At 50.7% G+C, this 25,405-nt stretch carries 21 protein-coding genes; 9 read left to right on the top strand and 12 right to left on the bottom strand.

The features are described 5' to 3' along the window. Positions 1 to 9 precede the first annotated feature (9 nt). The 7 genes from JQ822_RS10920 to JQ822_RS10890 all read right to left on the bottom strand — a co-directional run bounded on the left by JQ822_RS10920 (position 10) and on the right by JQ822_RS10890 (position 9,446). Positions 10 to 1,143 carry a Gfo/Idh/MocA family protein gene (locus tag JQ822_RS10920; RefSeq protein ID WP_213133484.1) on the bottom strand — a complete coding sequence of 378 codons (1,134 nt, stop codon included), beginning with the start codon at positions 1,141 to 1,143 and terminating at the stop codon, positions 10 to 12. A 10-nt stretch (positions 1,144 to 1,153) separates the two neighbouring features. After that, complete coding sequence (locus tag JQ822_RS10915) at positions 1,154 to 2,182, bottom strand: ABC transporter permease (RefSeq protein ID WP_135324650.1); 1,029 nt, start codon at positions 2,180 to 2,182, stop codon at positions 1,154 to 1,156. An 11-nt stretch (positions 2,183 to 2,193) separates the two neighbouring features. Then, positions 2,194 to 3,741, bottom strand: coding sequence for a sugar ABC transporter ATP-binding protein (locus tag JQ822_RS10910; protein WP_213133483.1), 1,548 nt, complete (start codon positions 3,739 to 3,741; stop codon positions 2,194 to 2,196). Positions 3,742 to 3,794: 53 nt separating this feature from the next. Continuing rightward, positions 3,795 to 4,724 carry a substrate-binding domain-containing protein gene (locus JQ822_RS10905; RefSeq protein ID WP_213133482.1) on the bottom strand — a complete coding sequence of 310 codons (930 nt, stop codon included), beginning with the start codon at positions 4,722 to 4,724 and terminating at the stop codon, positions 3,795 to 3,797. Between the two features lie 38 nt (positions 4,725 to 4,762). Beyond that, a complete protein-coding gene (gene iolG, locus JQ822_RS10900) occupies positions 4,763 to 5,749 on the bottom strand; it encodes an inositol 2-dehydrogenase (protein WP_213133481.1) in 987 nt (328 codons plus the stop codon). A 254-nt stretch (positions 5,750 to 6,003) separates the two neighbouring features. Beyond that, complete coding sequence (iolD, locus tag JQ822_RS10895) at positions 6,004 to 7,929, bottom strand: 3D-(3,5/4)-trihydroxycyclohexane-1,2-dione acylhydrolase (decyclizing) (protein WP_213133480.1); 1,926 nt, start codon at positions 7,927 to 7,929, stop codon at positions 6,004 to 6,006. 11 nt (positions 7,930 to 7,940) lie between these two features. Further along, a complete protein-coding gene (locus tag JQ822_RS10890) occupies positions 7,941 to 9,446 on the bottom strand; it encodes a CoA-acylating methylmalonate-semialdehyde dehydrogenase (RefSeq protein ID WP_213133479.1) in 1,506 nt (501 codons plus the stop codon). Positions 9,447 to 9,741: 295 nt separating this feature from the next. Between JQ822_RS10890 and JQ822_RS10885 the strand changes: the two genes are divergently transcribed. Continuing rightward, positions 9,742 to 10,596, top strand: a complete 855-nt coding sequence (locus JQ822_RS10885; protein ID WP_213133478.1) for a MurR/RpiR family transcriptional regulator — start codon at positions 9,742 to 9,744, stop codon at positions 10,594 to 10,596. An 87-nt stretch (positions 10,597 to 10,683) separates the two neighbouring features. On the opposite strand, the gene JQ822_RS10880 is transcribed toward JQ822_RS10885, so the two are convergent. Next, entirely contained in the window at positions 10,684 to 11,415 is a 732-nt protein-coding gene (locus JQ822_RS10880; protein ID WP_213133477.1) for a GNAT family N-acetyltransferase, read from the bottom strand. Between the two features lie 125 nt (positions 11,416 to 11,540). Continuing rightward, positions 11,541 to 13,010 carry a MocR-like pyridoxine biosynthesis transcription factor PdxR gene (gene pdxR / locus JQ822_RS10875; RefSeq protein ID WP_213133476.1) on the bottom strand — a complete coding sequence of 490 codons (1,470 nt, stop codon included), beginning with the start codon at positions 13,008 to 13,010 and terminating at the stop codon, positions 11,541 to 11,543. 126 nt (positions 13,011 to 13,136) lie between these two features. Between pdxR and JQ822_RS10870 the strand changes: the two genes are divergently transcribed. The 8 genes from JQ822_RS10870 to galE all read left to right on the top strand — a co-directional run bounded on the left by JQ822_RS10870 (position 13,137) and on the right by galE (position 22,415). Then, positions 13,137 to 13,595: a GNAT family N-acetyltransferase gene (locus tag JQ822_RS10870; protein WP_213133475.1), complete on the top strand. Its 459-nt coding sequence runs from the start codon at positions 13,137 to 13,139 to the stop codon at positions 13,593 to 13,595. A 527-nt stretch (positions 13,596 to 14,122) separates the two neighbouring features. Continuing rightward, positions 14,123 to 15,262, top strand: coding sequence for an ImmA/IrrE family metallo-endopeptidase (locus JQ822_RS10865; protein ID WP_213133474.1), 1,140 nt, complete (start codon positions 14,123 to 14,125; stop codon positions 15,260 to 15,262). Between the two features lie 331 nt (positions 15,263 to 15,593). Beyond that, complete coding sequence (gene melR / locus JQ822_RS10860) at positions 15,594 to 16,514, top strand: transcriptional regulator MelR (RefSeq protein WP_213133473.1); 921 nt, start codon at positions 15,594 to 15,596, stop codon at positions 16,512 to 16,514. 211 nt (positions 16,515 to 16,725) lie between these two features. Then, on the top strand, positions 16,726 to 18,186 hold the full coding sequence (nhaC, locus tag JQ822_RS10855; protein WP_213133472.1) for a Na+/H+ antiporter NhaC: 1,461 nt from the start codon (positions 16,726 to 16,728) through the stop codon (positions 18,184 to 18,186). 79 nt (positions 18,187 to 18,265) lie between these two features. Continuing rightward, entirely contained in the window at positions 18,266 to 19,438 is a 1,173-nt protein-coding gene (locus tag JQ822_RS10850) for a MalY/PatB family protein (RefSeq protein WP_213133471.1), read from the top strand. Positions 19,439 to 19,593: 155 nt separating this feature from the next. Next, positions 19,594 to 20,229: a carbonic anhydrase gene (locus JQ822_RS10845; protein ID WP_213133470.1), complete on the top strand. Its 636-nt coding sequence runs from the start codon at positions 19,594 to 19,596 to the stop codon at positions 20,227 to 20,229. 163 nt (positions 20,230 to 20,392) lie between these two features. After that, positions 20,393 to 21,331: a glucosamine inositolphosphorylceramide transferase family protein gene (locus JQ822_RS10840; protein ID WP_213133469.1), complete on the top strand. Its 939-nt coding sequence runs from the start codon at positions 20,393 to 20,395 to the stop codon at positions 21,329 to 21,331. A gap of 67 nt (positions 21,332 to 21,398) precedes the next feature. Further along, positions 21,399 to 22,415 carry a UDP-glucose 4-epimerase GalE gene (galE, locus tag JQ822_RS10835; protein WP_213133468.1) on the top strand — a complete coding sequence of 339 codons (1,017 nt, stop codon included), beginning with the start codon at positions 21,399 to 21,401 and terminating at the stop codon, positions 22,413 to 22,415. A gap of 43 nt (positions 22,416 to 22,458) precedes the next feature. Here galE and JQ822_RS10830 read toward each other — a convergent pair whose 3' ends face one another. Genes JQ822_RS10830 through JQ822_RS10820 form a run of 3 tightly spaced genes read right to left on the bottom strand, consistent with a single transcriptional unit; the run spans position 22,459 to position 25,404 of the window. After that, positions 22,459 to 23,850: a DUF4832 domain-containing protein gene (locus JQ822_RS10830; RefSeq protein ID WP_213133467.1), complete on the bottom strand. Its 1,392-nt coding sequence runs from the start codon at positions 23,848 to 23,850 to the stop codon at positions 22,459 to 22,461. A gap of 31 nt (positions 23,851 to 23,881) precedes the next feature. Continuing rightward, on the bottom strand, positions 23,882 to 24,289 hold the full coding sequence (locus JQ822_RS10825; RefSeq protein WP_213133466.1) for a hypothetical protein: 408 nt from the start codon (positions 24,287 to 24,289) through the stop codon (positions 23,882 to 23,884). A 2-nt stretch (positions 24,290 to 24,291) separates the two neighbouring features. Continuing rightward, positions 24,292 to 25,404, bottom strand: a complete 1,113-nt coding sequence (locus JQ822_RS10820; RefSeq protein WP_213133465.1) for a glycosyltransferase family 4 protein — start codon at positions 25,402 to 25,404, stop codon at positions 24,292 to 24,294. Between the last annotated feature and the right edge of the window lies 1 nt (position 25,405).

Below are 25,405 nucleotides of genomic sequence, written 5' to 3'. Positions count from 1 at the left end.
GAACCCTCTTCAGACAATATCGTTCACATTCAGCCAGCGGCCTTGCAGGTGTGAGAGCGCAATGGCGTCCAGCACGCGCGACACCTTCCAGCCCTCTTCGAAGTCCGGCCACATCGGAACATCGGCGGCAATACCGTCAACCAGGTCGCGCACTTCCACGGTTTTCTGGTCGTTAAAGCCGATGCCATGGCCCGCCCCCAGGCAAAATGCCGCATAGTCCGGATGCGCAGGGCCCACCAGCAGCGTGCGAAATCCCTGACGGTTAACCGGATCGTCATGCAGATAGAGCTTCAGCTCCGCCATGCGCTCCTGGGTAAAACTGATGGCCCCTTTGGTTCCGGTAATCACATACGAGAGTCCCATTTTGCGCCCACAGGCAACGCGTGAGGTTTCAATCACCCCCTGTGCGCCACCCGCAAAACGCACCATCGCGTGGGCCTGATCCTCGTTTTCCACCGCCACCCTTTGCGATGAACCGGCCTTCGCCGGGCGTTCCGGCACCACAATCTTCAAATCACCACAGACCTGCTGGATATCACCCACCAGATACTGGGCCATATTGACGATATGCGCTGCGAGATCGCCCAACGCCCCCAGCCCCGCCGTCTCTTTAAAGCAGTGCCAGTGAATAGGGGAAAGCGGGTCGGCCATATAGTCTTCGTTGTGGGTGCCGTAGAAATGGATCACCTCACCGATCTCACCACGCTCAATAATCTCTTTCGCCAGCTTCGCGGTCGGGTTTTTCATGTAATTAAACCCCACCAGCGTTTTCACCCCAGCCTGCTTCGCCGCCTCAACCATCTCGCGGGCGTCATGGGCATTCAGCGCCAGCGGCTTTTCCGAATAGACGTGTTTACCGTGGCGAATGGCCTCCAGCGCCATCTCTTTGTGCAGATGGTTGGGCGAACAAATATCCACCACATCTATCGCCGGATCGGCCACCAGCGCACGCCAGTCCCCGGTTGAACGGTTGAAGCCAAACGCCTGCGCCCGCTCGGCCGCCAGCTCCGGCGTGACTTCGGCAACCATTTCTCGCACCAGCTTGCCGCGCAGGTTGAACACCGTCGGTGCCTGGGCATAGGCGATGGCGTGCGCCTTGCCGATGTACCCGGTACCAATTAACCCAATGCGTACCTCTTTCATCATTTATCCCTCACAATGCGCCGCGACGGTTCTTGGCATAGGTGTCAAACGCCACAGCCAGAACGATAATTAAGCCGGTAATAATTTGCTGGTAGTAGGCCGAGACGTTCATCAGGACCAGGCCGTTAATCAGAATGCCCATGATGATCGAGCCGATAATGGTGCCGCCAATACGCCCGTATCCGCCCATCAACGACGTTCCGCCGATCACCACCGAAGCGATGACGCGCAGCTCAAACGAGATCCCGGCAACCGCCTCTGCGCTGCCCAATCGCGCACTGAGAATGAAGCCCGCCAACCCGGCAAGACAACCGATTAGCACGTAAACGCTCACCAGCACCCGCTTGACGTTGACCCCCGCCAGGCGCGCCGCCTCCGGGTTGCCGCCAATGGCGTACACAAAGCGTCCCCAGCGGGTTTTATGCAGCGCCAGATAGCCGCCAATAGCCACCAGGGCGAAGATCCAGATAGGAATGGAGATGCCGAGCAGCTCGCCGCGTCCCCACCAGCGGTAGCCCGGATCGAAACCGGCGATCGGCGCACCGTCGTTAACCACCAGCGTCAGACCGCGCCAGATGGTCATCCCGCCGAGGGTGACGATAAACGGCGGCAGACGCAGGCGGGTCACGCCGAGGCCATGCAGAAAACCAATTGCGGTGCCCATCGCGAGGCAAATTCCCATCCCAACCAACCAGCTCAAGCCGCCCCAGGCATTCGGGTCAACGGTGGTAAAGTTGTCGCCCTTAATCACATACGCCGCGGTCATGGCGCAGACGGCAAGAATGGAGCCTACGGACAGGTCGATCCCGGCGGTCAGAATGACAAAGGTCATCCCCACGGCCATGATCCCGTAGATCGAAACTTCAGTCAGAATGTTGAAAATGTTGCGTTCAGAGAGAAAATTACTGTTCTGCAACTGGAAGAAAATCAGCAGCAGGATCATGAAAATCAGCACGCCGAAACGCTCAAAAAAAGCGATGGGATCGAGACGTCCGGCGCGTTTACCCGGAGCCTGCGTTTTAGTAATTATCTGCGTCATGAGAAACTCCGTTATGCCGCGTTCAGGGCGTTGTGGTTGATGGCCATCATCGTCATAAGCCGCTCTTCGTTGGCGTCATCGCCGTGGATCTCGCCGGTCACCCGACCTTCACTCAGGGTGATGATCCGGTCAGAAACCGCCATCACTTCGGGGAGATCGGAGGAGATCACAATCACCGCCACGCCCTTTTTCGCCATTTCAAACAGCACCTGGTGCACTTCTGATTTGGTGCCGACGTCGATGCCACGCGTCGGCTCATCGACGATCAGCACGCGGGGATTGAGCGCCATGCAGCGCGCGAGGATCACTTTTTGCTGATTGCCACCGGAGAGCTTGCGCACCTCCTGCGCGCTGTTGACCATTTTGATCTGCAGTGCCTGGCGGTAGGACTCAATCAGGGCATCCTCTTTGCGGGTGTTCACAAACCAGCGCCAGTGCAACAGAGAAGAGAGGCTGGAAAGCGACAGGTTGTCGCGAATAGACAACCCGAGAACCGCCCCCTCTTTTTTGCGATCCTCAGGGACCATCGCCACCCCCTGATCCAGAGCGTACAGCGGGTCACGTGGCTGATACGGCACGCCATCCAGCTCAAAATTGCCAGACGTAAAGGCGTCGGCGCCAAACAGACACCGCGCGACTTCAGTGCGCCCGGCGCCCACCAGCCCGGCAATGCCTAACACTTCTCCGGCATGAACGTGGAAACTAATGTCATGCAGCGCGATCCCGTGCGGATCCAGCGGCGGTTTCTCGCGGCTCAGCCCCTTTATCGAAAGGCGTACAGGTTTGTCCTGATGATGGGTTTCGCTCGGTGGGCGGCGATTAAACGCCACGTCGCGCCCGACCATCAGCCGGATCAACTGTTCTACCGTGGTCTGGGCAACCTCGCCGCTGCCGGTAAAACGGCCATCCTGAAATACGGTGAATCGATCGCAGAGCTGGAACACTTCGTGTAAACGGTGAGTGACATAAATAATGCTCACGCCACGGCTTTTCAGCTCCCGCACCACCCGATGCAGGCTTTCCACTTCGCTGTCGCTCAGTGCGGCAGAAGGTTCGTCCATGATGATAAGCTTCGCATTGAGAGTCAGCGCCCGGGCAATTTCTACCATTTGCTGTTGCGCCACGCTCAGGCGGGCCACCGCCGTAGTTGGTGCCACGTTCAACTGCAGATAATCCAGAATCACCTGCGCTTCCTGATTCACCGCCTTTTCATCAACAATCAGATTGCGTTTGCGCGGTTCGCGCCCGAGGAACATATTCTCGGCAACGGTCATATTCGGCAGCAGGTTAAATTCCTGATAGATAGTGATAATGCCCTTGTTCTGCCGCTCGACCGGGGAGTCATCCACCGGTAACGTTTCACCGTTGAAGCAGATATCACCGCGAGTTTGCGGCTGTGCGCCCGCCAGCGCCTTCAGCAAGGTCGATTTTCCCGCGCCGTTCTCGCCGAGCAGCGCGTGAATCTCACCGGTTCCAACGGTCAATTGCGCACTGCTTAACGCCCAGACGCCGGAAAAGCTTTTTGCCAGGTCGGTCACATTCAGTAAGGGTTGCGACATCAGCCTGCTCCTCTTCATAGTGAGCCGCCACTTACGCAGCGGCTCCGGATATATCAGTTACCGGCCTCATTAATGCGCTCAGCCTGTTGCAGGGTCTCTTTGGTGATAAGCGTTGGCGGATAGTCCGCGCCGGTGATCGGTTTCTTCTCACGCACGTTTGCCACCAGTTGGCTCATCGCCGTGGTTACCGCAAAGCCAGGACGCTGATCCGCCGTGACCGCCATCCAGCCATCACGCACGCGCGCCAGCGCTTCCGGCACCGCGTCGAAGCCCGTCACCAGCACTTCACCGGGTTTCATCCCCTGGGCTTGTAACGCCTCAATTGCCCCCAGCGCCATGTCGTCGTTAGCGGAGAGGATCACCTGCGGACGCTTCGGTAGAGATGGCAGTACGCTCTCTACAATGCGCATCCCTTCAGAACGCATCCAGTTACCCGTCTGATCGGCGACGATCTTGTACTTTTCGCCACCCGCTTTCAGGCTGTCGCGAATGCCTTTGGTACGTTCAATGTTGGAGGACGATCCCGGCTGGCCGGTGAGCAGAATAATGTCGGCACCCTCGGGGAATTTGGTTTTCACAAAGTCGCCAATAACCTGGCCGCCTTTGTAATTGTTGGCCCCGAAGTGCGGCACTTTTTTCTGGCTGTCAACGGAGCGGTCCAGCGTGACAACCGGCAGTTTTGCATCCTGGATTTCATCCACCGCGCTGGAAACGGCGTTAACATCATTCGGAGAAACGATAAATCCCTGCGCCCCGCGGGTGATGGCGTTCTCCAGGTCAGCGACCTGTTTCGGCGAGCTGCCCTGCCCGTCGAGAACCTGTAGATTGACGCCCATCTCTTTTGCGGCTTTCACCGCCGTGCGCTGCATGTGGACTTCAAACGGCATTGCCAGGTTTGGCGTACTGAAAACAATTTGTTCGTTTTCAGCCATTGCTGCCCCGGAGGTCATGGCGATGAGGACAGCTAAGATCAGTTTTTTCATTATTATGTCTCTCTGTGTAGGGGGGTTGGGTATAACAATCAGAGGAGAACTTCACGCTGACTACGCAGTGATTCCAGCGCTTTATCCGCCAGATACAGCGCGCGCTCACCGTCATCGCCGCTGCAATCCGGGACTGCTTCACCGCGCAGTACGGCAACAAAATGTTCCCATTCCGCGGCGTAAGCAGATTTGTAACGTTGCAGGAAGAAATGTTCTGGCAGGGCGCTGGTGCAACCGGTCTTAGCGTAATGCTGTACCTGATTTTCCAGAATGTTGCCCGCACACAGCAGTCCTTCAGAACCGTGCAGCTCCAGGCGCTGGTCATAACCGTAAGAGGAGCGGCGGCTGTTGACGATGGTCGCCATCGCGCCGGAGGCATATTTCAGGACGATGAACGCGGTATCGATATCCCCCGCTTCACCAATCGCCGGATCCACCAGATTGCTGCCCTGGGCATACACAGACACCGGCTCTTCGCCCATGATAAAACGTGCCATATCAAAATCGTGGATGGTCATATCGCGGAACATCCCACCGGACACGCGCACGTATTCCGCAGGCGGCGGTGACGGGTCGCGGGAAATGATCAACAGGGATTCCGGCTTACCAATACGCCCGGCCAGCACATCCGTTTTCACGCGGCGAAACTGCGGATCGAAGCGGCGGTTAAAACCGATAAACAGCGGCACGTCGTACTCTTTGACCACTTTCAGGCAGTCGCGCACGCGGGCGAGATCAAGGTGGACCGGCTTTTCGCAGAAGATGGCTTTGCCGTGACGGGCTGCCAGTTCAATCAGATCTGCATGGGTATCCGTGGCAGAGGCGATCAGCACGGCGTGAACGTTCGGGTCAGTCATCGCCTCATCCAGGCTCTGCAAGCGGGCCTGATAAAGCGTTGCAAGACGGGTGGCAAACTCCTGATTCGGGTCGACAACGGACCAGAGGGTGGTGGCACTGTGACTGGCAATGTTAGCTGCATGTACCTGGCCAATTCGGCCAGCGCCCAGTAAAGCAATGTTAAACATAACGGCTCCCGGTGTTGGTGAATGCGATGAACTAACGACACCATAAATAAAACATTTATTTCATTTTTATAAATAGTGAAAATTATGTTTTTGAGTGCGAGTTAACATTTTTGAGATGAGTGAGATAAAATCTGTTATCAATATCACAACATTACCGCGACCAGACACGATGATTCGCCCTCTCCCGGTCAGGAAGAGGGCGATGTGTGAACAAACAGGAAAAATGAAATGAAAGTTTCGTTATGGCGGGAAAACTAATACTGGCGCGCGTTTTTCACCTGCGTCTGGGTCTGCTCTGCGGCTTTGCGCACCGCAGGGGATTCAGCAGCCTGTGCATCGCCGGTTCGCCACCAGGCGGCGTAATCGTGGGTCATGGTTTTCGGCAGGACTTTGATATCCAGCAGCGTAGGGCCAGGATGCGCCCGGGAGGCTTCCAGCGCCGCCAGCAGGCTTTGCTCATCATGTACCCGCCATGCCCGACAACCGTAACTTTCGGCATTTTGGGCAAAATCAACCTTCACCAGCGGCCCGTCCAGCCGCCCGGTTTGCGGGTTGCGATGGCGGTTCTCTGTGCCAAAACTCCCCATTCCGTGACCCATCTGTAAATTGTTAATACAGCCAAAGCTGGCATTATCAAACAGCAGGATGGTGACTTTTATTCCCTCCTGCACGGCGGTTTGTAGCTCCGAGTGCAGCATCATGTACGAACCATCTCCCACCATGGCGTATACCGGCTGCTGCGGCGTTGCCAGCTTCGCGCCTATCGCGGCAGCAATCTCATAGCCCATACAGGAATAGCCGTACTCCAGGTGATAGCTGTCCGGCGTTCTGACCTGCCAGATGCGCTGTAAATCCCCCGGTAACGATCCGGCCGCGCCTACCACGATGGCGTTATCTTCAATATGTTGGTTGATAAGCCCCAGCACCCTCGTCTGGGTCAGCCGGGTGTTGAGCGTATCGCCATATTCCGCCAGTTGGACATCAAGGTGCCCCGCCACTTCCGGCACATCATCAGGATGCCAGTCGCGGGCCCATAAACGCTGACACTCATCACGCCAGGCCGATTGCGCCTGCGCGACCTCCGCTCCCCATTCGCTGCGGTAGTCTTTCAACGCCCCGGTTAGTGCCGTCAGCCCGGTTTGAGCATCGGCAATCAGCGCGGTGGCATCCAGCTTTAGTGCATCAAATTCCGCCACGTTCAGCAGCAAAAACTCCACGCCCGGGTGTGAGAACAGTGTTTTTGAACCGGTGGTAAAGTCGGTAAGGCGGGTGCCGATGCCAATCACCAGATCGGCCTGCGGTGCGAGCTGATTCGCCGCCATTCCTCCCGTCACGCCGATGCCACCGAGATTAAGTGGGTGGTCACTTACCAGCGCGCCTTTTCCGGCCTGGGTTTCAGCAAACGGCAGCGACAGTGTCTCAACAAACGTGCGAAGCGCTTCATGCGCGCCGGAGTAACGCACGCCGCCACCACACACCACCAGCGGGCGCTGTTTACGGGCAATCAGCCCCCGGGCCATCTCCAGACGCTGCGGGTCAGGCGGTCGGCGTTCAATGTGGTGGACACGGCGTGCGAAGAAGCTCAGCGGATACTCCCAGACCTCGCCCTGTACATCCTGCGGCAGACAAATCGTCACCGCACCGGTGTCTGCGGGGTCAGTAAGCGTTCGCATCGCACTTAACATCGCGCTCATTAACTGCTCTGGACGGTTAATGCGATCCCAGTAACGGGAGACCGGGCGGAAGCAATCGTTGGTGCTGATGCTGAGATCGTGGTACTGCTCAATTTGCTGTAATACCGGATCCGGCTGGCGGCTGGCGTAAACGTCCCCCGGCAACAGCAGCAGAGGAATGCGGTTCGCCGTCGCGGTTGCCGCCGCCGTCAGCATATTGGCCGCGCCTGGACCTACCGACGATGTCACGGCCCAAATGCGCTGTCGACAATGCTGTTTGGCGAATCCGGTCGCCATATGCGCTATTCCCTGCTCATTACAGCCCTGCATCACCTTCAGGTGTCCGGCATCCTGCTCCAGCGCCTGGCCAATGCCGAGCACATTACCGTGACCAAAGATGGTCGCCACGCCCTCCACGAAGGGCGTTTCATGTCCATCAACGCAGATATATTGTTGATTGAGAAATTTGACCAGCGCCTGGGCCATGGTCATACGTTCGGTTTGCATAGCACCTCCTGTCAGCCCAGCGTCGGCATGGAGAACGCAGCGCCCGTGTCCTGCTGCATTTCCGGCCAGCGCGCGGTGACGGTTTTCATTCGGGTGTAGAAACGCACGCCGTCGTTACCGTGAACGTTGAGCGCGCCAAAGATAGAACGCTTCCAGCCGCCAAAGCTGTGAAACGCCATCGGCACCGGGATCGGCACGTTCACCCCAACCATACCCGCCTGCACCTCTTCGCAGAAGCGGCGTGCACAGCCGCCGTCACGCGTAAAGATAGCCGTACCATTACCATATTCATGGCGGTTAATCAGTTCCACCGCGCTGGCGTAATCTGCTACCCGCACCACGGAAAGCACCGGTCCAAAAATCTCTTCTTTATAGATGGTCATCTCTGGCGTGACCTTATCGAACAACGTCGGCCCGACAAAATAGCCTTGCTCATGACCTTTAACGCTAAAACGCCGGCCATCAACGCGCAGGCTGGCGCCCTGAGATTCTCCACTGTCGATATAGCTCAGCACTTTGCTGCGGTGCGCCGAGGAGATAAGCGGCCCCATTTCATTTTCCGGCATCTGGTCCAGACCGGGTCCGACGCGCAGCGCCGCAATCTGTTTTTCCAGTCGGGTACAGAGTTCATTCGCCGTTTTATCGCCCACCGCAAGCACCACGGAGAGCGCCATGCAGCGTTCTCCTGCCGCGCCGTAAGCGGCCCCCATAATGGCGCTGGTCGCCATCTCCATGTCGGCATCCGGCATTAAAATACAGTGGTTTTTTGCCCCGCCCAGCGCCTGGCAGCGTTTACCGTGGGCCGATGCGGTCTGATAAATGTATTCGGCAATCGGTGTGGAGCCCACAAAGCTCACGGCCTGCACGCGCGGGTCGGTCAGCAGCACGTCTACCGACTCCTTATCCCCCTGCACCACGTTGAACACGCCGTCCGGCAGCCCTGCCTGTTGCAGCAGTTTTGCCAGTTCGAGTACCAGAGAAGGATCTTTTTCCGACGGCTTCAGCACAAAGGTGTTGCCGGTCGCCAGCGCGATGGGGAACATCCACATCGGTACCATCGCCGGAAAGTTAAACGGCGTAATCCCGACGCACACCCCGAGCGGTTGCATCAGCGAGTGACTGTCAACGCCGGTCCCCACGTTGGCGGAGTGCTCGCCTTTTTGCAGATGCGGAATACCGCAGGCGAACTCCACCACTTCCAGGCCACGGGTGATTTCACCGACGGCATCAGAAAACACTTTGCCATGTTCTTCGCTGATCAACCGGGCAAGCCGTTCCATGTTCTCTTCCAGTAAGGCCTTAAAGCGAAACATCACTCGCGCACGTTTTAGCGGAGAATGCCGCGCCCATCCTGGAAAAGCGTCATGCGCCGCCGCGACGGCCTGTTCGGTTTCTTGTACCGAACTCATCACCACCTGGCGGATTTGTTCGCCGGTGGCGGGGTTGAAGATTGCCTGCACACGCTGGCCTGAACCGGTGACACATTCGCCGTGAATAAAATTCGCTACCGTCTCCATCCTTAACCTCTCGCTGTTGATACGTGACTGTTACCTGAACACTATCGTTATCTACACACTATATATGAAACAAATATTCCATTTTAAGTTGAAATAAAACAAATAATGATTAATGTGATCAAGGATGGATTTTTATGTTAACGAGCGGCATCGCCAGATTCATCTGGCTATTCGTGTATTTCAGGTGATGTGAGCATTGAAGCTTTTGTTTCATTTTTTATAGCAATTGAATGAGCAACATTTAAAAGACGCGGCTTTGCGTTTAGAATCATAAAACTATGCAACAGGAGGTAAAATGACGACAGCAACCAGCCTGAACGAGCTGCAGCAGCAAATCCGCGATCGCTACGATAGCCTGAGCAAGAGGCTGCAGCAGGTGTCCCGCTATGTGCTGGATAATACCAACAGCGTGGCCTTCGATACGGTTGCCGTCATTGCCGAGCGTGCCGGGGTACCGCCATCAACGCTGATCCGCTTTGCTAATGCCTTTGACTTCTCCGGTTTCAACGAAATGAAACAGCTGTTTCGTATGAACCTGGTTGAAGAAACCGCCAGCTACAGCGACCGTGCGCGGCTGTTTCGCGAAATGGAAAGCGAAGCCGTACCGGAAACCCCGCTGGACATCCTGCAGGAATTTGCCCGTTCGAACGCTCAGGCCTTACAACAACTGGCGGCCCGCGCCGAACCAGAAATGCTGGAACGCGCCGTACAACTGTTAAAAGAAGCCGACACGATTTACATCGCCGGTTTGCGTCGCTCCTTTAGCGTGGCCGCCTATCTCACCTACGCCCTGAGCCACCTTGAGTGCCGCCCGATACTGCTCGACGGGATGGGGGGAATGCTGCGCGAGCAGATAAACCGCATTAAAGCGAACGATATCGTGGTATCGATAAGCTTCTCGCCTTACGCAGAAGAGACGGTGATGGTCAGTGAAACGGCGGCGAACGCGGGTGCCCGCCAGATTGTGATCACCGACAGCCAGATCAGTCCGCTGGCAACGTTCAGCGATCTTTGCTTTGTGGTAAAAGAGGCGCAGGTCGACGCATTTCGATCACAATCTGCAACGCTGTGCCTGGTGCAATCGTTAGTGGTGGCGCTGGCTTACAGATTAGGCGATGGGGTAAATGAAAAAAGCCGTTCGGCTGGGTAAGAACCCATTGAAAGTAAGCGCCAATCGCGACGAATGCCAGAGGTCATATTGTACAATAAACAGGCATCTGACTCGTCGCGAGTTCAGTCACATTGAGCGCTTGTTTTGTTCCTTGCGAATCACATCCGCCAGGCGCTGAATCTGCTGTCCGCTGGCATCGAAATTACTCTCATCAAGCCAGATCTTGTAGGCTGCTTGTAGCGCTGGATATTCACTGTCAAGGATTGAATACCAGGCGGTATCCCGATTACGCTGATGCACGACAACTGCCTGACGAAATATCCCTTCGAAGCTGAAGCCAAAGCGATTAGCAGCCTCACGGGAAGGCACATTAAGTGCATCGCATTTCCATTCGAAACGGCGATAGCCCAGTTCCTCAAAAACATACTTTAACATCAGCGACATGACTTCCGTTGACAGCCGCGAGCGTTGCATACGTCGGGAATAAGTAACCCAGCCAACTTCTATCACGCCATTCGACGTATCAATACGCATCAACGCCAGCGTTCCAACGGCCTTCATACTGGCCAAATCGATCACGGCGTAATGCAGAGGATCGGACTGTGCCTCAATCTTTGTTAAATAAGCAAACATTGAATCAAACGTTGCGAATGGCCCGGCGGCGAGATAGGTCCAGTCGCGGGAATCAGGGGCATCGCGATAGGCTTCATAGAGATCTTGCGCATGGCGCTCGGCATTTATACGCTCGAGCTTGCAATAGCGCCCTGTAATTTGTTGAGCCGCAGGAAACTGCGCACCTTGCCAGTCAGGTAATCCCACACCTATTGGCTGCTGGAATTCATTAAAGGTGGATGACATTTTTTACCTCTTATATTTGCGCCAAACGACGCCAGAATAAGGGATGAAAGCGTAGGTAAAAAGAGCCACAATCGGTGTTTTTTAGAGATCCACACTTTTGCATTGCATCAACCACCAGACCGCCTCTAAATAACATGCGCAAGGCGGCGGATGCCGTCAACAATGGCCTCTGGCGGATGATTTGCAAAACCGATCATAACCCCTTGTCGAGATGCCTCCCCATGATAATAATGACTCAGTGACTGTATTCCCATGCCAAGCATTCTGGCTTTTTCTTCGACTTCATTTCCCGTCAACCCATTATGCAACCAGCACACAATATGAATCCCTGAATCCGAAGGCTGGATAGTCATTTTATCTGCAAGATAGTATTGAATCGCATTAACTAACACCGCCCTTCTCTCATAACACGCCTTACGGATTCGGCGCACATGACTGGCATAGTGCCCATCTTCAATAAAACTCGCCAACACGGCCTGTTCAAGATAGCTGGTCCCTATATCTGAAAAATATTTCGTCACGATAAACTGTTCTTTTAAACCCGGAGGGACAACTAAAAAGCCTAAGCGAAACTCTGGGTACATCATTTTAGAGAATGTCCCGGAATAGATTACCCGCTGATGCTGGTCCAATCCTTGCAATGCTTGTAAAGAACGCTCGGCATAGCGAAATTCACTATTATAATCGTCTTCAAATATCCATGCCTGATTTAACTTCGCCCATTCCAGTAACTCAAGTCGCCGGGATAAACTCAGAGCGCCACTTAATGGGTATTGGTCTGAAGGAACGACATAGGCCAGTTTCGCGTGCGGAAAATGATTAATACCATATTGCACATTCATCCCTTCGCTATCTACCGGCACGGGTTTCACTATTGCCCCCGTTGACATAAATACGCCTCGAGCGCCTTTATAACCCGGGTCATCCAGCCAAACTTCATTGCCTTTTGAAAGCAGCGCCCGTGCAGTAATATTTAATGCCTGCTGAATACCGTTAACGATAATAATCTGATCTTCGCTACAGTTAACACCCCGTGTCGTTTTAATATAATGGCAAACTGCTTTTCTTAGGGGATAAAAACCACAGGGACTGGTGTGAGAACCCAACTGATGCCGGGATTGTCTCCAGACTCGTCCCAGCAACTTTCCCCATAATGTATGTGGGAAGAGATCGGTACAACCCACGCCAACCGCAAAGAGTCGATTCAGTTCTCGCCCCTCATAATCCCCTGACCACAAATCATGAACAGCAGTGATATCCGCATTTAGCTGCCCATCAAACGGCTGTTCATTCTCCTGCACCGTTTTGGAATAGTGACTGCTAATACTTCGGTCAGGAATATTTTGTGTGACAAATGTTCCGGCACCCTTGCGCGTCAGAATATACCCTTCATCTAATAAGCGGTCATAACCAGCAATAACCGAGTTCCGTGAAATTGACATCATCTCGGACAACGCCCGGGTTGAGGGGATCTTCGTACCTGACGGCAAACGCCCCTCTACAATGGCGTTACGCAGAGCATGGTAGACCTGCTCCTTAATAATGCCTTTTTCTAAAAAGAGCTCCTGAAATAAAGGAGCGTTGTTTTTTTTCATTGTTTTAACTCTTCCGGAAAAAGTGGATCCTATCAATATATAAAAAGTGTCTCTTTGCGGTGGTTCAAACACTAACTAGGATAACCACAATACAAAACCATGCTAACTAAAAATATCAGGAGACCTATGAGTAACCCAAACACTGATGCACGTATTACTATCGAACCCGTCTCACAACAAGACTACGCCGACTGGCTTCCTCTATGGCTAAACTACCAGATTTTTTACCACACTGACATTTCAGACAAGGTAACACAGTTAACCTGGGCGCGTTTTCTCAATCCCGTGGAACCTGTTTTTTGTGCTGTCGCGAAGTCTGACGGTAAAATTGTCGGCCTGGTGCACTATCTCTTCCATCGCTCAACATGGTCTGAGACAGAATATTGCTATCTGGAAGACTTGTTTGTTAGCGAGGATGTCCGGGGTAAACATATCGGCAAGCAGCTCATTGAGTATGTTCAAAAATGCGCCCGTAAGCGCCATGCTTCAAGATTATACTGGCATACCCATGAAACTAATCTCCGTGGGCAGCGCCTTTATGACTGGGTTGCCAGAAAAAGCGGGATGATCGAATATCAGATGTAGAATAAGCCGCGCATAACGCCATCTGCGACTCTGTTTCACAGGGCCGCAGAACGCGAAGCACCCGCTTCGCCGGATGACCCGAACCGTTAAGCGTCCCGTCACCGTTGGAAAACGATATATTCCTGTCTATTATAGGATTTATAAATCAAACAAATATTATTTTTCAAAGCGTTGACAAAATTTATTTTTGTGAATTTCATTTCTACGTAAAAATATTCTACACTTGTCTTTACGCATTTATATAACAGGAACACCCCATAAACGAACCGCCTGGACACATTAGTTCATTGTTCAAAATATATCAGCGATATGCGTTCTCATACTTTCGGGTGATAACAATTTCGACAATTTATCTTTAGAAAAAATCAGATCCGCAGAAATTTCACTACTGCATAACCTGGTGTGAAGAAAACCCAGCCCTTTAAAGCATCACTTTCACCATTTAAGGAGAACATAAGGTGCCAGAATAGCAACTACGCTGCCTTTCTGGTCGTCAACGAAGCAATTGATTAATGGCGTAAAGTAAAATGAATCAGATACGAGAATCATTAAATAATGTTGATTTCCCTGATATAACTCCCGACTCATGGCCCTATCAGTCCTGGTGCTCCCCGGCAGACATTGACACCGATATAACCTGGTATTCTTTTACTGAGCTTGATTTAACTCTTGACGCCTGGCTGGGACGTGACGCATTAATCCCTGTGCGGAAATCCGTTTGGGGTTTTGTTTATGAAAATGAACCCTTAGTCCAGATAAAGATTAAAGATGATACTGCATTTATTGCAATCAATCGAAGATTCTATTCCTGGGTGATTATTGTTACAGGAACCTACAACTTAAACATCAGCCTCGATTTATCCACAATATTTAAGCACTCGGCATTAGCTGATACAGCTCTTTGTATGATTGCAAATAGAGTTGATACTAAATCAGTAGCGGTATCGCTTAACACAGCAAAATCTTTTATGAACTTTGTTTTTTTCCATGAACTGGTTCATCTGATATGTCATCGCCATGAATTCATTAAGAGCAATGGAAATAAACTACCCTACCACAGGACTATGGAGTTTATTGCCGATTTTTTAGCTTTCGAAAATGTACTCATACCCTTATCCGGAGGCTATGCTTCACACAAACGAAACGGAGATCTGGAGATCAGTACCGCCCGGAGCCTTGGGTTTATAATAGCATCATATTTTATCATCATAACAAAACAAATAAACACGTTAAATGTCTACCCGACGATAAATGAAAGAACCATCTTGTTGCTGAGTTATATATTATCCCCATATTTAAAAAGAAGTGAATGGACAAGCGTGTTATTGAAGCATGAGGCCAGCGGAATAATGGATGCCTATACCCGGCGAGAAAAACTGGGGTTTAGCCTGGACAATAATGATTCTATCATCTCTACTGATTATTCCACTTGTCATTGCAACTGTAGTAAATGCAGTGCTTTCGCTAAAGAGATATACACCAAAGCCAAACCATTAAACACCGAAGTATTAAACCACATGGATTTCTATACTGAATGCTTCTCTAAGAAGAGATATGCTCTTATCTATCCAGATCTGGATACAATAAACAATAAAACGTCTTATTTTTGTGGTTTAAAACACCCGATGTTATTTTCATTAGAGAATTCAATTAAGAGATTGATTTAGTACACCAGCGCACATTCTGTCGGAACAGTTGTAAACCGAACATATCGCCATCCCGGCTGGCTTTAGCGTCGCTAAAACAGCGATCGGCTCTTTGTTCCATTTTTTTGTGCATCCTTGCGATGTTCCCGTACCCCTTATTGGGCCGATGACGGCAAAGGTTAGCTGAACCCGCTATTCCCGATAGCTCAGATCTTCATGTGACTGACAGGAGATCTGAGTTTTTGGGAATAACTTCGCGAAAACGGAGAGAATAACGGCGATTTTTTTCGGTTAAGCTATGTTCATGCTTTGGCGCTACCACCCGGCCAGACTCACTATCCAGGAATCCATCATGGCTAAAAGTATCCCGCAACTGCCACATGACCCACATATGTGCCGCAGTTATGAAAAAAAAACGCGTAGCCCACTGGCACTCTATTCCGAGTATCAGCGTATGGACGTCGAATTGCGAGCGCCGTTGGCCATGACCTACAGCCACTGGCACGGCCAGGTTGAGGTGAATGTTCCGTTTGATGGAGACGTAGAATACCTTTTCAATGACGAAGTTGTACGGAGTAAGCAGGGCTACATCACACTATTTTGGGCCTGTACGCCTCATCAACTCACCGACCCAGGACAGTGCACACAAATGGCAATCTTCAACTTGCCGATGCATTTGTTTTTATCCTGGCCCCTGGACAGGGAACTGATTAACCATGTGACTCACGGAATGGTCATTACATCATTAGCGTCACAGCAGCTCAGCACATTCGAAGTCCAGCGCTGGCAGAGTGAACTTAACAGCGATAACGAGCAGATTCGCCAGTTGGCGATTGATGAAATTGCCCTCATGCTCAAGCGATTTAGTCTTTCAGGTTGGCAGACTTTACTGGGTAATAAAACACCACGAACTCAGAAGAACGGTATTTCGCGACATTCACAGTTTTACGTCAGCCAGATGCTTGAGTTTATCGCCGCAAACTGCGACACACAGCTGACGGTTGATGCCATTGCCGAACACGTCAAACTCAACCCGAACTATGCAATGGGCATTTTCCACCGGGTAATGCAGCTGACCATGAAGCAGTACATTACCGCCATGCGTATCAATCATGTCCGCGCGCTACTGAGTGATACCGATAAAACGATACTCGATATCGCTACAATTGCCGGCTTTCGCTCCAGCAGTCGTTTTTATAGCTCATTTAATAAATACGTTGGTATGCCACCGCAACAGTATCGCAAACTAAGCCAACAGCGTCGGAACCATTAATCTTATGCAGAGGAATAACGTATTATTAAGGCAAACTCTTATATTACTACCCGAAGATGAATATCAAAATGACAAATCAAGAATAAATAGCCTGACACAGTTAATAAAATAACATTCGCTGTGAACGCGAGTCACTACGTCATTCAACAACTGCATGACCTGTGACAGGTATTTACTTGATTTGTAAACCATTAACTATTGGGATGGAATTATGGAACAACATAACTGTACCTTAAATAACCGGAAGAAGTTATCCTTCTTTTGGTCAGTATTACCGATGGTAGTCATGTTAAGTGGGATTAGCATCGGATATTTTGTTTTTAATATTCGTGCAGAACCCATGATTTTGATGGGAACGGCGACTTCTTCATTTATCGCTATCGCGCACGGCTATACGTGGGACGATATTCTACAATCAATTTGTAATAAAATATCCGAGGCACTTCCTGTCATACTCATTGTGGCGAGTATCGGCTTCTTAATTGGATCATGGATGGTGTCAGGCACCATTCCCATGATGATCTATTATGGTTTGAAGTGGATTAACCCACAATATTTCTATATTTCAGCCTTTTTGTTGGGAGCGCTCATTTCTGTCTGTACCGGAACGTCCTGGGGATCGATTGGTACCGTCGGAATTGCCATGATTGGCGTCGCTATCGGGCTAAATGTCTCGCTTCCCATCGCGGCGGGAGCTATTGTCTCAGGCTGCTGGTTTGGCGATAAACTCTCTCCAGTTTCGGATTCAACAAATATGGCCGCACTGGCGGCAGGCGTAAACCTGTACTCGCATATCGGGCATCTGCTGTGGACCACTGGCCCTGGTTTTGTGATCTGCTGTGTTATTTACAGTTATATGGGGATGGGTATTGATGCCTCATCCAGTGCACCGACTAATATTATCAGTTTAATGAGCTCTATCGACCAAATTTATCACTTTAATATTCTACTACTTCTGCCACCGATTATCGTTTTGTACGGTTCACTGTCAAAGAAACCGCCGATTCCAATGTTATTTCTGTCGACCATCGTGTCGATGATTCTGGCGTTAGTTTTTCAGGCATTCACTGCATCCTCAGTCGGTGAGTCGGTGGTCAGTGGCTTTAAGCTCGCGATGCTGACAGGTGATAACCTCCCTGCACTGTCATCTGATGTTTCTCGCTTGCTGGAACGCGGTGGCGCGATTTCGATGTTTAGCAGTTTCGTTACCGTTTTCAGCGCCTTTAGTTTTGCCGGGGCGATGAGCGCTACAGGCTCTCTGCACACCGTCATTAACGCACTGACAAAAGGGGTAAAATCGACATTTCGCCTGGTCGCCACCACCATTGTCACCACGTTCACCATCTGCGCCTGCACGGCAAACGGCACCTTACCTCTGTTGTTGTGCGGCGACGCCTTTAAAGATGAATATAAAAAACGCGGCCTTGCCGCAAAAAACCTTTCGCGGACCACGGAGGACGCCGGAACAGTCGTCGAACCCATTATTCCCTGGTCTGCTTCCGGTGTTTATTGTGCCACTATGCTGGGCGTTACCACTCTCGATTATTTACCCTGGGCAATCTTATGCTACAGCGGAGTCATTTTTGCGTTGCTGTGGGCGGCAACGGGTATTGGCATCGCCAAATATGAACCCAATGACAACGTAGAGTATGTCGTTGAACAAAAATCATAGTCTGGTTATTTCTTTCAATAGACTTCAATTATTTTTTCGTTATTTAACTTTTATGATTAAAACCGGCCAGGAGTCAGCGATGTCTTTATTTGACGATATTGTCACAAGGGATGCTAACTGTCGTAAGTACGGGCAATTACAACAGATGTACGGCACCAACGACGTATTACCGCTGTGGATTGCAGATATGGATTTTGCCACGCCAGAGCCGATTATGCATACGCTACGTTCGGTTATAGAACAGCCCGTTCAGGGCTATAACCTGGATTATCCACAGTGGAAAGATGCGGTTATCCAGTGGTACGCGAAACAGTATGGCAGCACTATTCAGCCGCATTGGGTGCATTTTATTCCGGGGGTCATCAAAACCATCGTGTTATCTTTGATGGCACTCACCCGTTCAGGGGATAATATATTAACCTGTAGCCCGATATACGATCCCTACCCCAACCTTGTCAAAACCAGCGGCAGAAATCTGGTACAAACCTGCCTAATCGAGAAAAATGGGGGGTACGAATTAGACTGGCACGATTTCAGAGAGAAGCTTAAAAAGTGCAAAATGTTTCTTTTTCCTTCTCCGCATAATCCTGGTGGGATGGTATGGCACCGCGAGACGCTTGAAAGAATAAGTCGCTATTGTCATGACGCTGGAGTCATCGTGATCGCGGATGAAGTTCACTGCGATTTAACCTTACCCGGTAAATCGCACCTCCCATTTTTCACCATCAATGAGGGGTTGAACAGTCAGTCAATTGTGCTTGCCTCTATCAGTAAGACCTTTAACACCGCCGCGATACAAGGCGGGATCGCCATTGTTCAGAATGATGAACTACGCGATCGGTTCTATCATTTTCTTGATAATTGCTATCTTGCCGAGGCGCATTCGTTACAGCAGGCGGCCATTTACAGTGCTTATACTCACTGCGGTGACTGGCACCAGAAATTATTGGCCTATCTGGCTGACAATATAGCGTATGTAAAGGCTGAAATTGAGAAACACTGCCCTTTGATCTCAATCGTATACGGTGGCGCATCTTACCTGCTGTTTCTGAATGCTGAAAAAATGGGTCTTAACGATGAACAGCTAAGTGCTTTTTTTGTCCATGATGCCCGGCTTGCTCTGTCGCCTGGCTCACAATATGGCCCAGGTGGAGAAGGTCACATGCGATTAAACGTTGGCTGTCCGCGATCCGTACTGGAAGAGGTCATGAACAGACTAAAAGAGGCATACCAGAAAAGGCAGAACGCATAGCACTACGCTCAATATTTGCCCTGCCGCGTCAGGGCTAAATAACCCAAAGATCCCCACTGAACGGCTATAAACTCTTTCTCTTCTGTCAGCGGGTGTTAAACTGGAAAGTGTGATCTTCATCATAACCTGCTTAAACAGAGAAAAGAGACACTGCTATGCAACATATCATTGAGGGCTTCCTCAACTTCCAAAAAGAGATTTTCCCTCAACGTAAGGAACTCTTTCGCAGCCTGGCCTCCAGCCAGAATCCTAAAGCGCTTTTCATCTCCTGCTCAGATAGTCGTCTGGTACCAGAACTGGTCACGCAGCAGGAGCCAGGGCAGCTTTTCGTTATCCGCAACGCCGGCAATATCGTCCCGTCTTTTGGCCCGGAGCCTGGTGGGGTGTCTGCCACCATCGAATACGCGGTTGTCGCATTAGGCGTGACGGATATCGTCATCTGTGGTCACTCCAACTGCGGCGCAATGAAAGCCATTGCCGCCAGCCAGTGCCTGGATCCGATGCCCGCGGTTGCTCACTGGCTGCACTATGCCGATGCGGCGAAAGCGGTAGTTGATAAGAAAACCTGGGATAACGAAACCGATAAAGTTAATGCCATGGTGGAAGAGAACGTCATCGCTCAGCTGAATAACATTAAAACGCATCCTTCGGTCGCTGTCGGACTGCGTAATAATGCGCTGCGCCTGCACGGTTGGGTGTACGACATTGAAAGCGGTGAGATCCGTACGCTGGATAAAAACAGCAAAACGTACGTTTCACTGGCAGAGAATCCGCAGGTACATTTCGAGTAAAACCTTCATCTGGAGCAAGGATGCTCTGGCAGCGCCACGCCTTCCCCCTACCACTATTTCTGTTAGTGGACAAAAAACACGCTTGCTACTAGCTTTTAAACTAACCGTTAATGTTGCCGTATAGGTACTCAGTGAGTTGAAGCAACAAAAGGAACAGGTGCGAATGCAAGCCAAATATAAAAAAATAATAAATATGCTATTTTATCATGAGTCGTGGGACATCATGATTATTAAGGATAATGGTTTGCATTCATTTCCCAGCAACACGCTGGATATCCTGAGCCATACTCCCGCTCAGCAGTTAAAAAAGAAATATACTTTCCAGGCCGATCCTTTCATCATCGAAAGAGATAATAAGATTTATATTTTTTATGAAGCATTAAGCTTTCGTAATTCGAAGGGAATACTGCGCTGCCGTATACTTGATGCCGATTTAGTTGAACTCGACGATATGAAACTCGACGGCTTTGATTATCTGAAATGTCATTTATCCTTCCCTTTTATCTTTAAGGACAATGACCAACTCTTTATGATCCCTGAGTCGTCAGAAAGAAAAGAGGTTATCTTATTCCAGTGCGTTGATTTCCCTCGGTACTGGAAGCCCATTAAAGTATTAATCTCTGGTACTGCATTAACAGATAACGTGTTTATTTCACGTAATGATGGCTGTTATCTGTTGTCGACGACAATGAATAATGAGCTGATGATCCATACTGCTGATAGTGTAAGCGGTCCGTGGCAGAAAATAACACCCACCTTGCAGCTGTGCAATCCGCATCAGCGGGGAGCGGGCGCACCCCATAGCATCGACAGCAAGCTGTACATCCTCACTCAGGAATGCACACCGGAAACCTATGGAAAATCCATTTACATCAAAGAATTAGTTTCACTAAACGCCTCGATTTTTGATGAAAACCTGGTTACACAGATCAATGCCACCATCAACCAAAGCGACGGCGTTCACACGTTTAACTTCACGGATAGCTATATTGTTTATGATAGCAAGATAAGTGCATTCAGTTTTTTATCAATACTCAAAAAAATATCTTATAAGTGCATGGTGAAATACAGGAATTTATACCTTACCAGACGCCATCAATAGTTCTTTATTTTTAACAGTGGCATTGGTGAATCAACGATCTTTTTTATAAGATTTCGCTGGAGGCTGTATGGCAATTCTTGTCACAGGTGGCGCGGGTTATATTGGCTCACATACCGTTTTAACGCTTCTGGAAAGAGGTGATGAGGTTGTGGTCATCGATAATCTCTCAAATGCCTCGCAAACATCATTAAATCGGGTCGCGGAACTCACCGGTAGAGAACCTGTTATCTACATCGCCGACGTCCTGGACAGAGAGGTATTAAGCACAATTTTCTCTCGCCATGCTATTACCGATGTTATTCATTTTGCAGGATTAAAATCGGTTTCAGAGTCACTAGAAAAGCCACTTGCTTATTATGATAATAATGTCACTGGGACGCTGGTTTTACTGAGTGAAATGCAGGCTGCGGGTGTGAACAGCTTAATATTCAGTTCTTCCGCAACGGTTTACGGCGACCCGGAAAGCGTGCCGCTTAGCGAAGATTCACGCACCGGGGGCACAACGAATCCGTATGGCACCTCCAAATTAATGGTCGAACAGATTCTGGCGGATTTTTCCCGCGCACACCCCGAGTTTCGCATCACCTGTCTGCGCTATTTTAACCCCGTCGGCGCCCACCCATCAGGCCGAATCGGTGAAGATCCTAACGGTATCCCCAATAACCTGGTTCCGTATATTTCTCAGGTCGCCATTGGCAAGCTGGAAACCGTATCGGTGTTTGGCAATGACTACCCAACCCCAGATGGCACAGGGGTACGTGATTATATTCATGTTATGGATCTGGCAACCGGTCATTTAGCAGCTTTGGATTGCCAGGGTAAAGGCGCGGCTTATAAGGTGATTAACCTCGGGACCGGCATTGGCTATTCGGTGATGAATCTTATTGCGGCCTTTGAAAAAGCAGCACAAACAAAAATAAATTATCAGATTGTTGCAAGAAGGCCAGGGGACATCGCCGAGTGTTGGTCGGACCCGTCGCTGGCGCACAAAGAGCTGGGCTGGCAGGCAACCCACACGCTTGACGATATGATGCGCGACACATGGAACTGGCAGAAAAATAATCCTGATGGTTATCAGGTTTAACACCCAGCGGAAATGCGTCTGACCGCAGGCGCATTGCCGCGACTTAACGCACCGTCAACATTGATACCCGATACCAGCCGCTGCTCTGCCCCCCTTCATTGGCAAAGTTAATTCTTGCTGTGCCTGATTTATCCACGATCGCCACCTCAATAAAGTAATTCCCTCCTGGCAGCGCACCGGGCATGGGCAGCGAATAATTCAGCTGATGTTTACCCGGTAGCCAGCGACGAATATCTTCCGGCGAATTCCCCTGGGCAACCACCTTATTGGCATCATTAATAATGCGAAATGACAGCGTGTAGGGAAGATAAATCGGTGCATTCCCGTCATTATACCAGGTGCTCACCAGCGCCAGCGTTTGGCCGTTTTCCCACACTGATTCGTGACTCAGAGAGGCTAAACGAAAGCGATAACCCAGCTTTGTCAGCGCATCGTCGACAATGGGCCGATACTCACCGGGCACCTTTCGCGATTTCAGGTTGATGGTACTGACATGATGAGTCACCGCCCAGTTAAAAATACCCTGCACTTCATCGGGCGTATACTTAAAGATATTTTTCCAGTCCAGCATATACGAGCATATTTCCAGACTCACCGGCGATCGTTTCCAGGCATCATCGAACCCTGAATAACTTTTCTGAGCGGCCAGCAATCGTTGCGGGTAATCATCTTGCATATGATTCCAGCTATCAGAAAACACGCGCAGGTCTCCCCAACAGTCCGCGCGCCATCCCGCCCCTCGCGCCACCGCATTGGCCAGGCTTTGCCCGCCGCTCATCAGCATAATTTTTGGCGTCACGGGAAATGCAGCAAAGTGCATGGCGACGTAGCGATCCAGTTGAGCCGTCGTGTATCTTTCCAGCAAGGGTTTCAGCGTCGGAAAGTTGCTGTTATGCCATTCTCCCCACGCTCCTACCATGCCAATATCCACAAAAGCCAGATTCTGATTGCCATCGTAACGCTTACCAAAGGCATTCAGCAGCCGCTGGCTGTAGGCAATAAACAGGGGGTCGTCGAGATCCGGGGCAAAGGTTTTATGATCGGGTGTCCATGTACCTTTCACTCCTTTTTTAATCAGCCAGTCAGGGATCTGCGGACCGCTTTCCGGTTCCGCAAGCGCCATAAACCGCAGCCCTACGTTCATCGCGGGTCGATGCGCCGCCGCGTATTTGAAGGCATCATCAACCAGCGCAAAATTGTACTGGCCTTCCACGGGCTCAAGGTCCCGCCAGTAGAAACGTTCATATTCAAACCCGGTATTAGGGTAATCCGCCTGGCCCAGCGTTTCACCGTAACCCTGATGAAAACTGGCTACCCCTATCCCGGGGTTAGTCAGCGGGCCGGTCACGGCTTTAGGGGTAACGGTCGTTAATGCAGCGATTACCGTCAACGGACAGAACAGACACAACAGCGCAGAAACCCATTGACTCTTCATCGCAGCAACGCCCTCCACCAGTTGGTTAACGCTAGTGGCCTTTCAGGCTTAGCCACCAGTCCCAAATACCCACGTGAAAATTCTGGAACACATCAATACCCAACGCTGATTTGATCATGTAAAGCGTCAGCAATACGCAGCAGGTGACGAACAGCACGGCGAACAGCAACAAAAACGTAAGCAAGATCCTCGACAAAGTCGATTCCTGGCGATGTTGCCGACGTAAATCTCTGCCAAATAAAAAGACCAGATAAAAACGCTTACCGAAAAAAGGAAAGCTTCTGCGAATATCTATCTGATGCCGCGAAGCCAGAGTCGAGGCCAGGATCGCATTTTCCACTCCCTCTTTTTGCTCTGGGGTCAACCCCTGCGCAATCTGCTCATCAAGATGAGTATAAAATCGTTCAATGACGGGCGGGCGGTTCTGAGGACTGGGCAAAATTAACCTATATCTTTATCAATAGAGTGATAGACGTTGACCGTTTTTCTGGCAATTTCATGCCAGTTATAGTTTTTCAAATATACACTATAGTCAACGCTCTTTACTGCTGCCCACGCCGTCATTTTCCCGGCCAAACTGGTCAAATTGCCTACCTGAAAATACGCCTCTGCGGGTAACTGTACTTCCAGATTCGCAGGAATATCGCTCACCACAGCAGGCAAAGAAAAGGACATGGCCTCCAGCAGCGCTATCGGTAATCCCTCATGATACGAAGGCATGACGAACAGATTTGCCTGCGAAAACACCGCCTGTAACTCATCGCCGCGTAAAAATCCGGTCATCACCACGCCTGGCGTATCGGCGGCCTGCTGCTTAAGGCGAATACTGTATTCGGTCGGATGATCCGCATCGCCGATTAATACCAACGGCATCGTCAAACCGCTTTGTTTCCAGGCAGAAATGGCATCATGCATGCCTTTTTCTTCCACGAATCTTCCCACCACCACGAGATAGTTTTTTGGCTGGAGTCCATAGCGGGACAGCGTGTTGTGAAGGGTGTGTTCTGATAACGCTCGCGGTTCGTTCACGCCATTGTGAATCAAATGCGCGTCATAGCGACCATGCTTCTTCTGGATCAGTTGATTAATAACCTCTGAAATAACAATCACCTCACTGGCATGTCTTACCGCCCAGCGTTCACCGAGTAATAATATTTTCCTGGCGACGTATCCCCATTTCTGACGATCGTAGTCAGGGCCATGGTGGGTGAAAACTACCTTTTTACCCATCAGACGTAATAACGGAATAACCAGCCCCGGACCGATAGCATGGACGTGCACAATATCCGAACGATCAACGCAGGTTCTGAACGCGGCTAAAACGGAATGAACAATCGCTTCCAGTGAGCGCTTCTTAGGCGCCCACAGCGCATAGGTTTCGACGTTCTTATACGATGAGCGTGTGTAATTCACATACGGTGAGCGGGCGATCACGCAAATATCAACATTACACAGCTGCTTAATTACCGGATAAAGATGCTGGCAGTGCGTTTCTACCCCACCCAGTACATCAGGAATACCACGAGTACCAAATACCGTTATTTTTTTACGCATA

Source organism: Citrobacter sp. FP75 (genome assembly GCF_018342065.1).
Taxonomy (GTDB): Bacteria; Pseudomonadota; Gammaproteobacteria; order Enterobacterales; family Enterobacteriaceae; genus Citrobacter.
Note: the sequence above shows the minus strand (reverse complement) of the source record. Positions and strands in the feature narration are given on the sequence as shown.

Coding starts and splice junctions, on each gene's coding strand:
- JQ822_RS10865 (WP_213133474.1), top strand. CDS start 14,123: ATGAATCAGATACGAGAATCATTAAATAATGTTGATTTCCCTGATATA.
- JQ822_RS10905 (WP_213133482.1), bottom strand. CDS start 4,724: ATGAAAAAACTGATCTTAGCTGTCCTCATCGCCATGACCTCCGGGGCA.
- JQ822_RS10870 (WP_213133475.1), top strand. CDS start 13,137: ATGAGTAACCCAAACACTGATGCACGTATTACTATCGAACCCGTCTCA.
- galE (WP_213133468.1), top strand. CDS start 21,399: ATGGCAATTCTTGTCACAGGTGGCGCGGGTTATATTGGCTCACATACC.
- JQ822_RS10830 (WP_213133467.1), bottom strand. CDS start 23,850: ATGAAGAGTCAATGGGTTTCTGCGCTGTTGTGTCTGTTCTGTCCGTTG.
- JQ822_RS10910 (WP_213133483.1), bottom strand. CDS start 3,741: ATGTCGCAACCCTTACTGAATGTGACCGACCTGGCAAAAAGCTTTTCC.
- JQ822_RS10915 (WP_135324650.1), bottom strand. CDS start 2,182: ATGACGCAGATAATTACTAAAACGCAGGCTCCGGGTAAACGCGCCGGA.
- iolD (WP_213133480.1), bottom strand. CDS start 7,929: ATGCAAACCGAACGTATGACCATGGCCCAGGCGCTGGTCAAATTTCTC.
- melR (WP_213133473.1), top strand. CDS start 15,594: ATGGCTAAAAGTATCCCGCAACTGCCACATGACCCACATATGTGCCGC.
- JQ822_RS10820 (WP_213133465.1), bottom strand. CDS start 25,404: ATGCGTAAAAAAATAACGGTATTTGGTACTCGTGGTATTCCTGATGTA.
- JQ822_RS10920 (WP_213133484.1), bottom strand. CDS start 1,143: ATGAAAGAGGTACGCATTGGGTTAATTGGTACCGGGTACATCGGCAAG.
- JQ822_RS10850 (WP_213133471.1), top strand. CDS start 18,266: ATGTCTTTATTTGACGATATTGTCACAAGGGATGCTAACTGTCGTAAG.
- JQ822_RS10885 (WP_213133478.1), top strand. CDS start 9,742: ATGACGACAGCAACCAGCCTGAACGAGCTGCAGCAGCAAATCCGCGAT.
- JQ822_RS10845 (WP_213133470.1), top strand. CDS start 19,594: ATGCAACATATCATTGAGGGCTTCCTCAACTTCCAAAAAGAGATTTTC.
- iolG (WP_213133481.1), bottom strand. CDS start 5,749: ATGTTTAACATTGCTTTACTGGGCGCTGGCCGAATTGGCCAGGTACAT.
- JQ822_RS10880 (WP_213133477.1), bottom strand. CDS start 11,415: ATGTCATCCACCTTTAATGAATTCCAGCAGCCAATAGGTGTGGGATTA.
- nhaC (WP_213133472.1), top strand. CDS start 16,726: ATGGAACAACATAACTGTACCTTAAATAACCGGAAGAAGTTATCCTTC.
- pdxR (WP_213133476.1), bottom strand. CDS start 13,010: ATGAAAAAAAACAACGCTCCTTTATTTCAGGAGCTCTTTTTAGAAAAA.
- JQ822_RS10840 (WP_213133469.1), top strand. CDS start 20,393: ATGCAAGCCAAATATAAAAAAATAATAAATATGCTATTTTATCATGAG.
- JQ822_RS10890 (WP_213133479.1), bottom strand. CDS start 9,446: ATGGAGACGGTAGCGAATTTTATTCACGGCGAATGTGTCACCGGTTCA.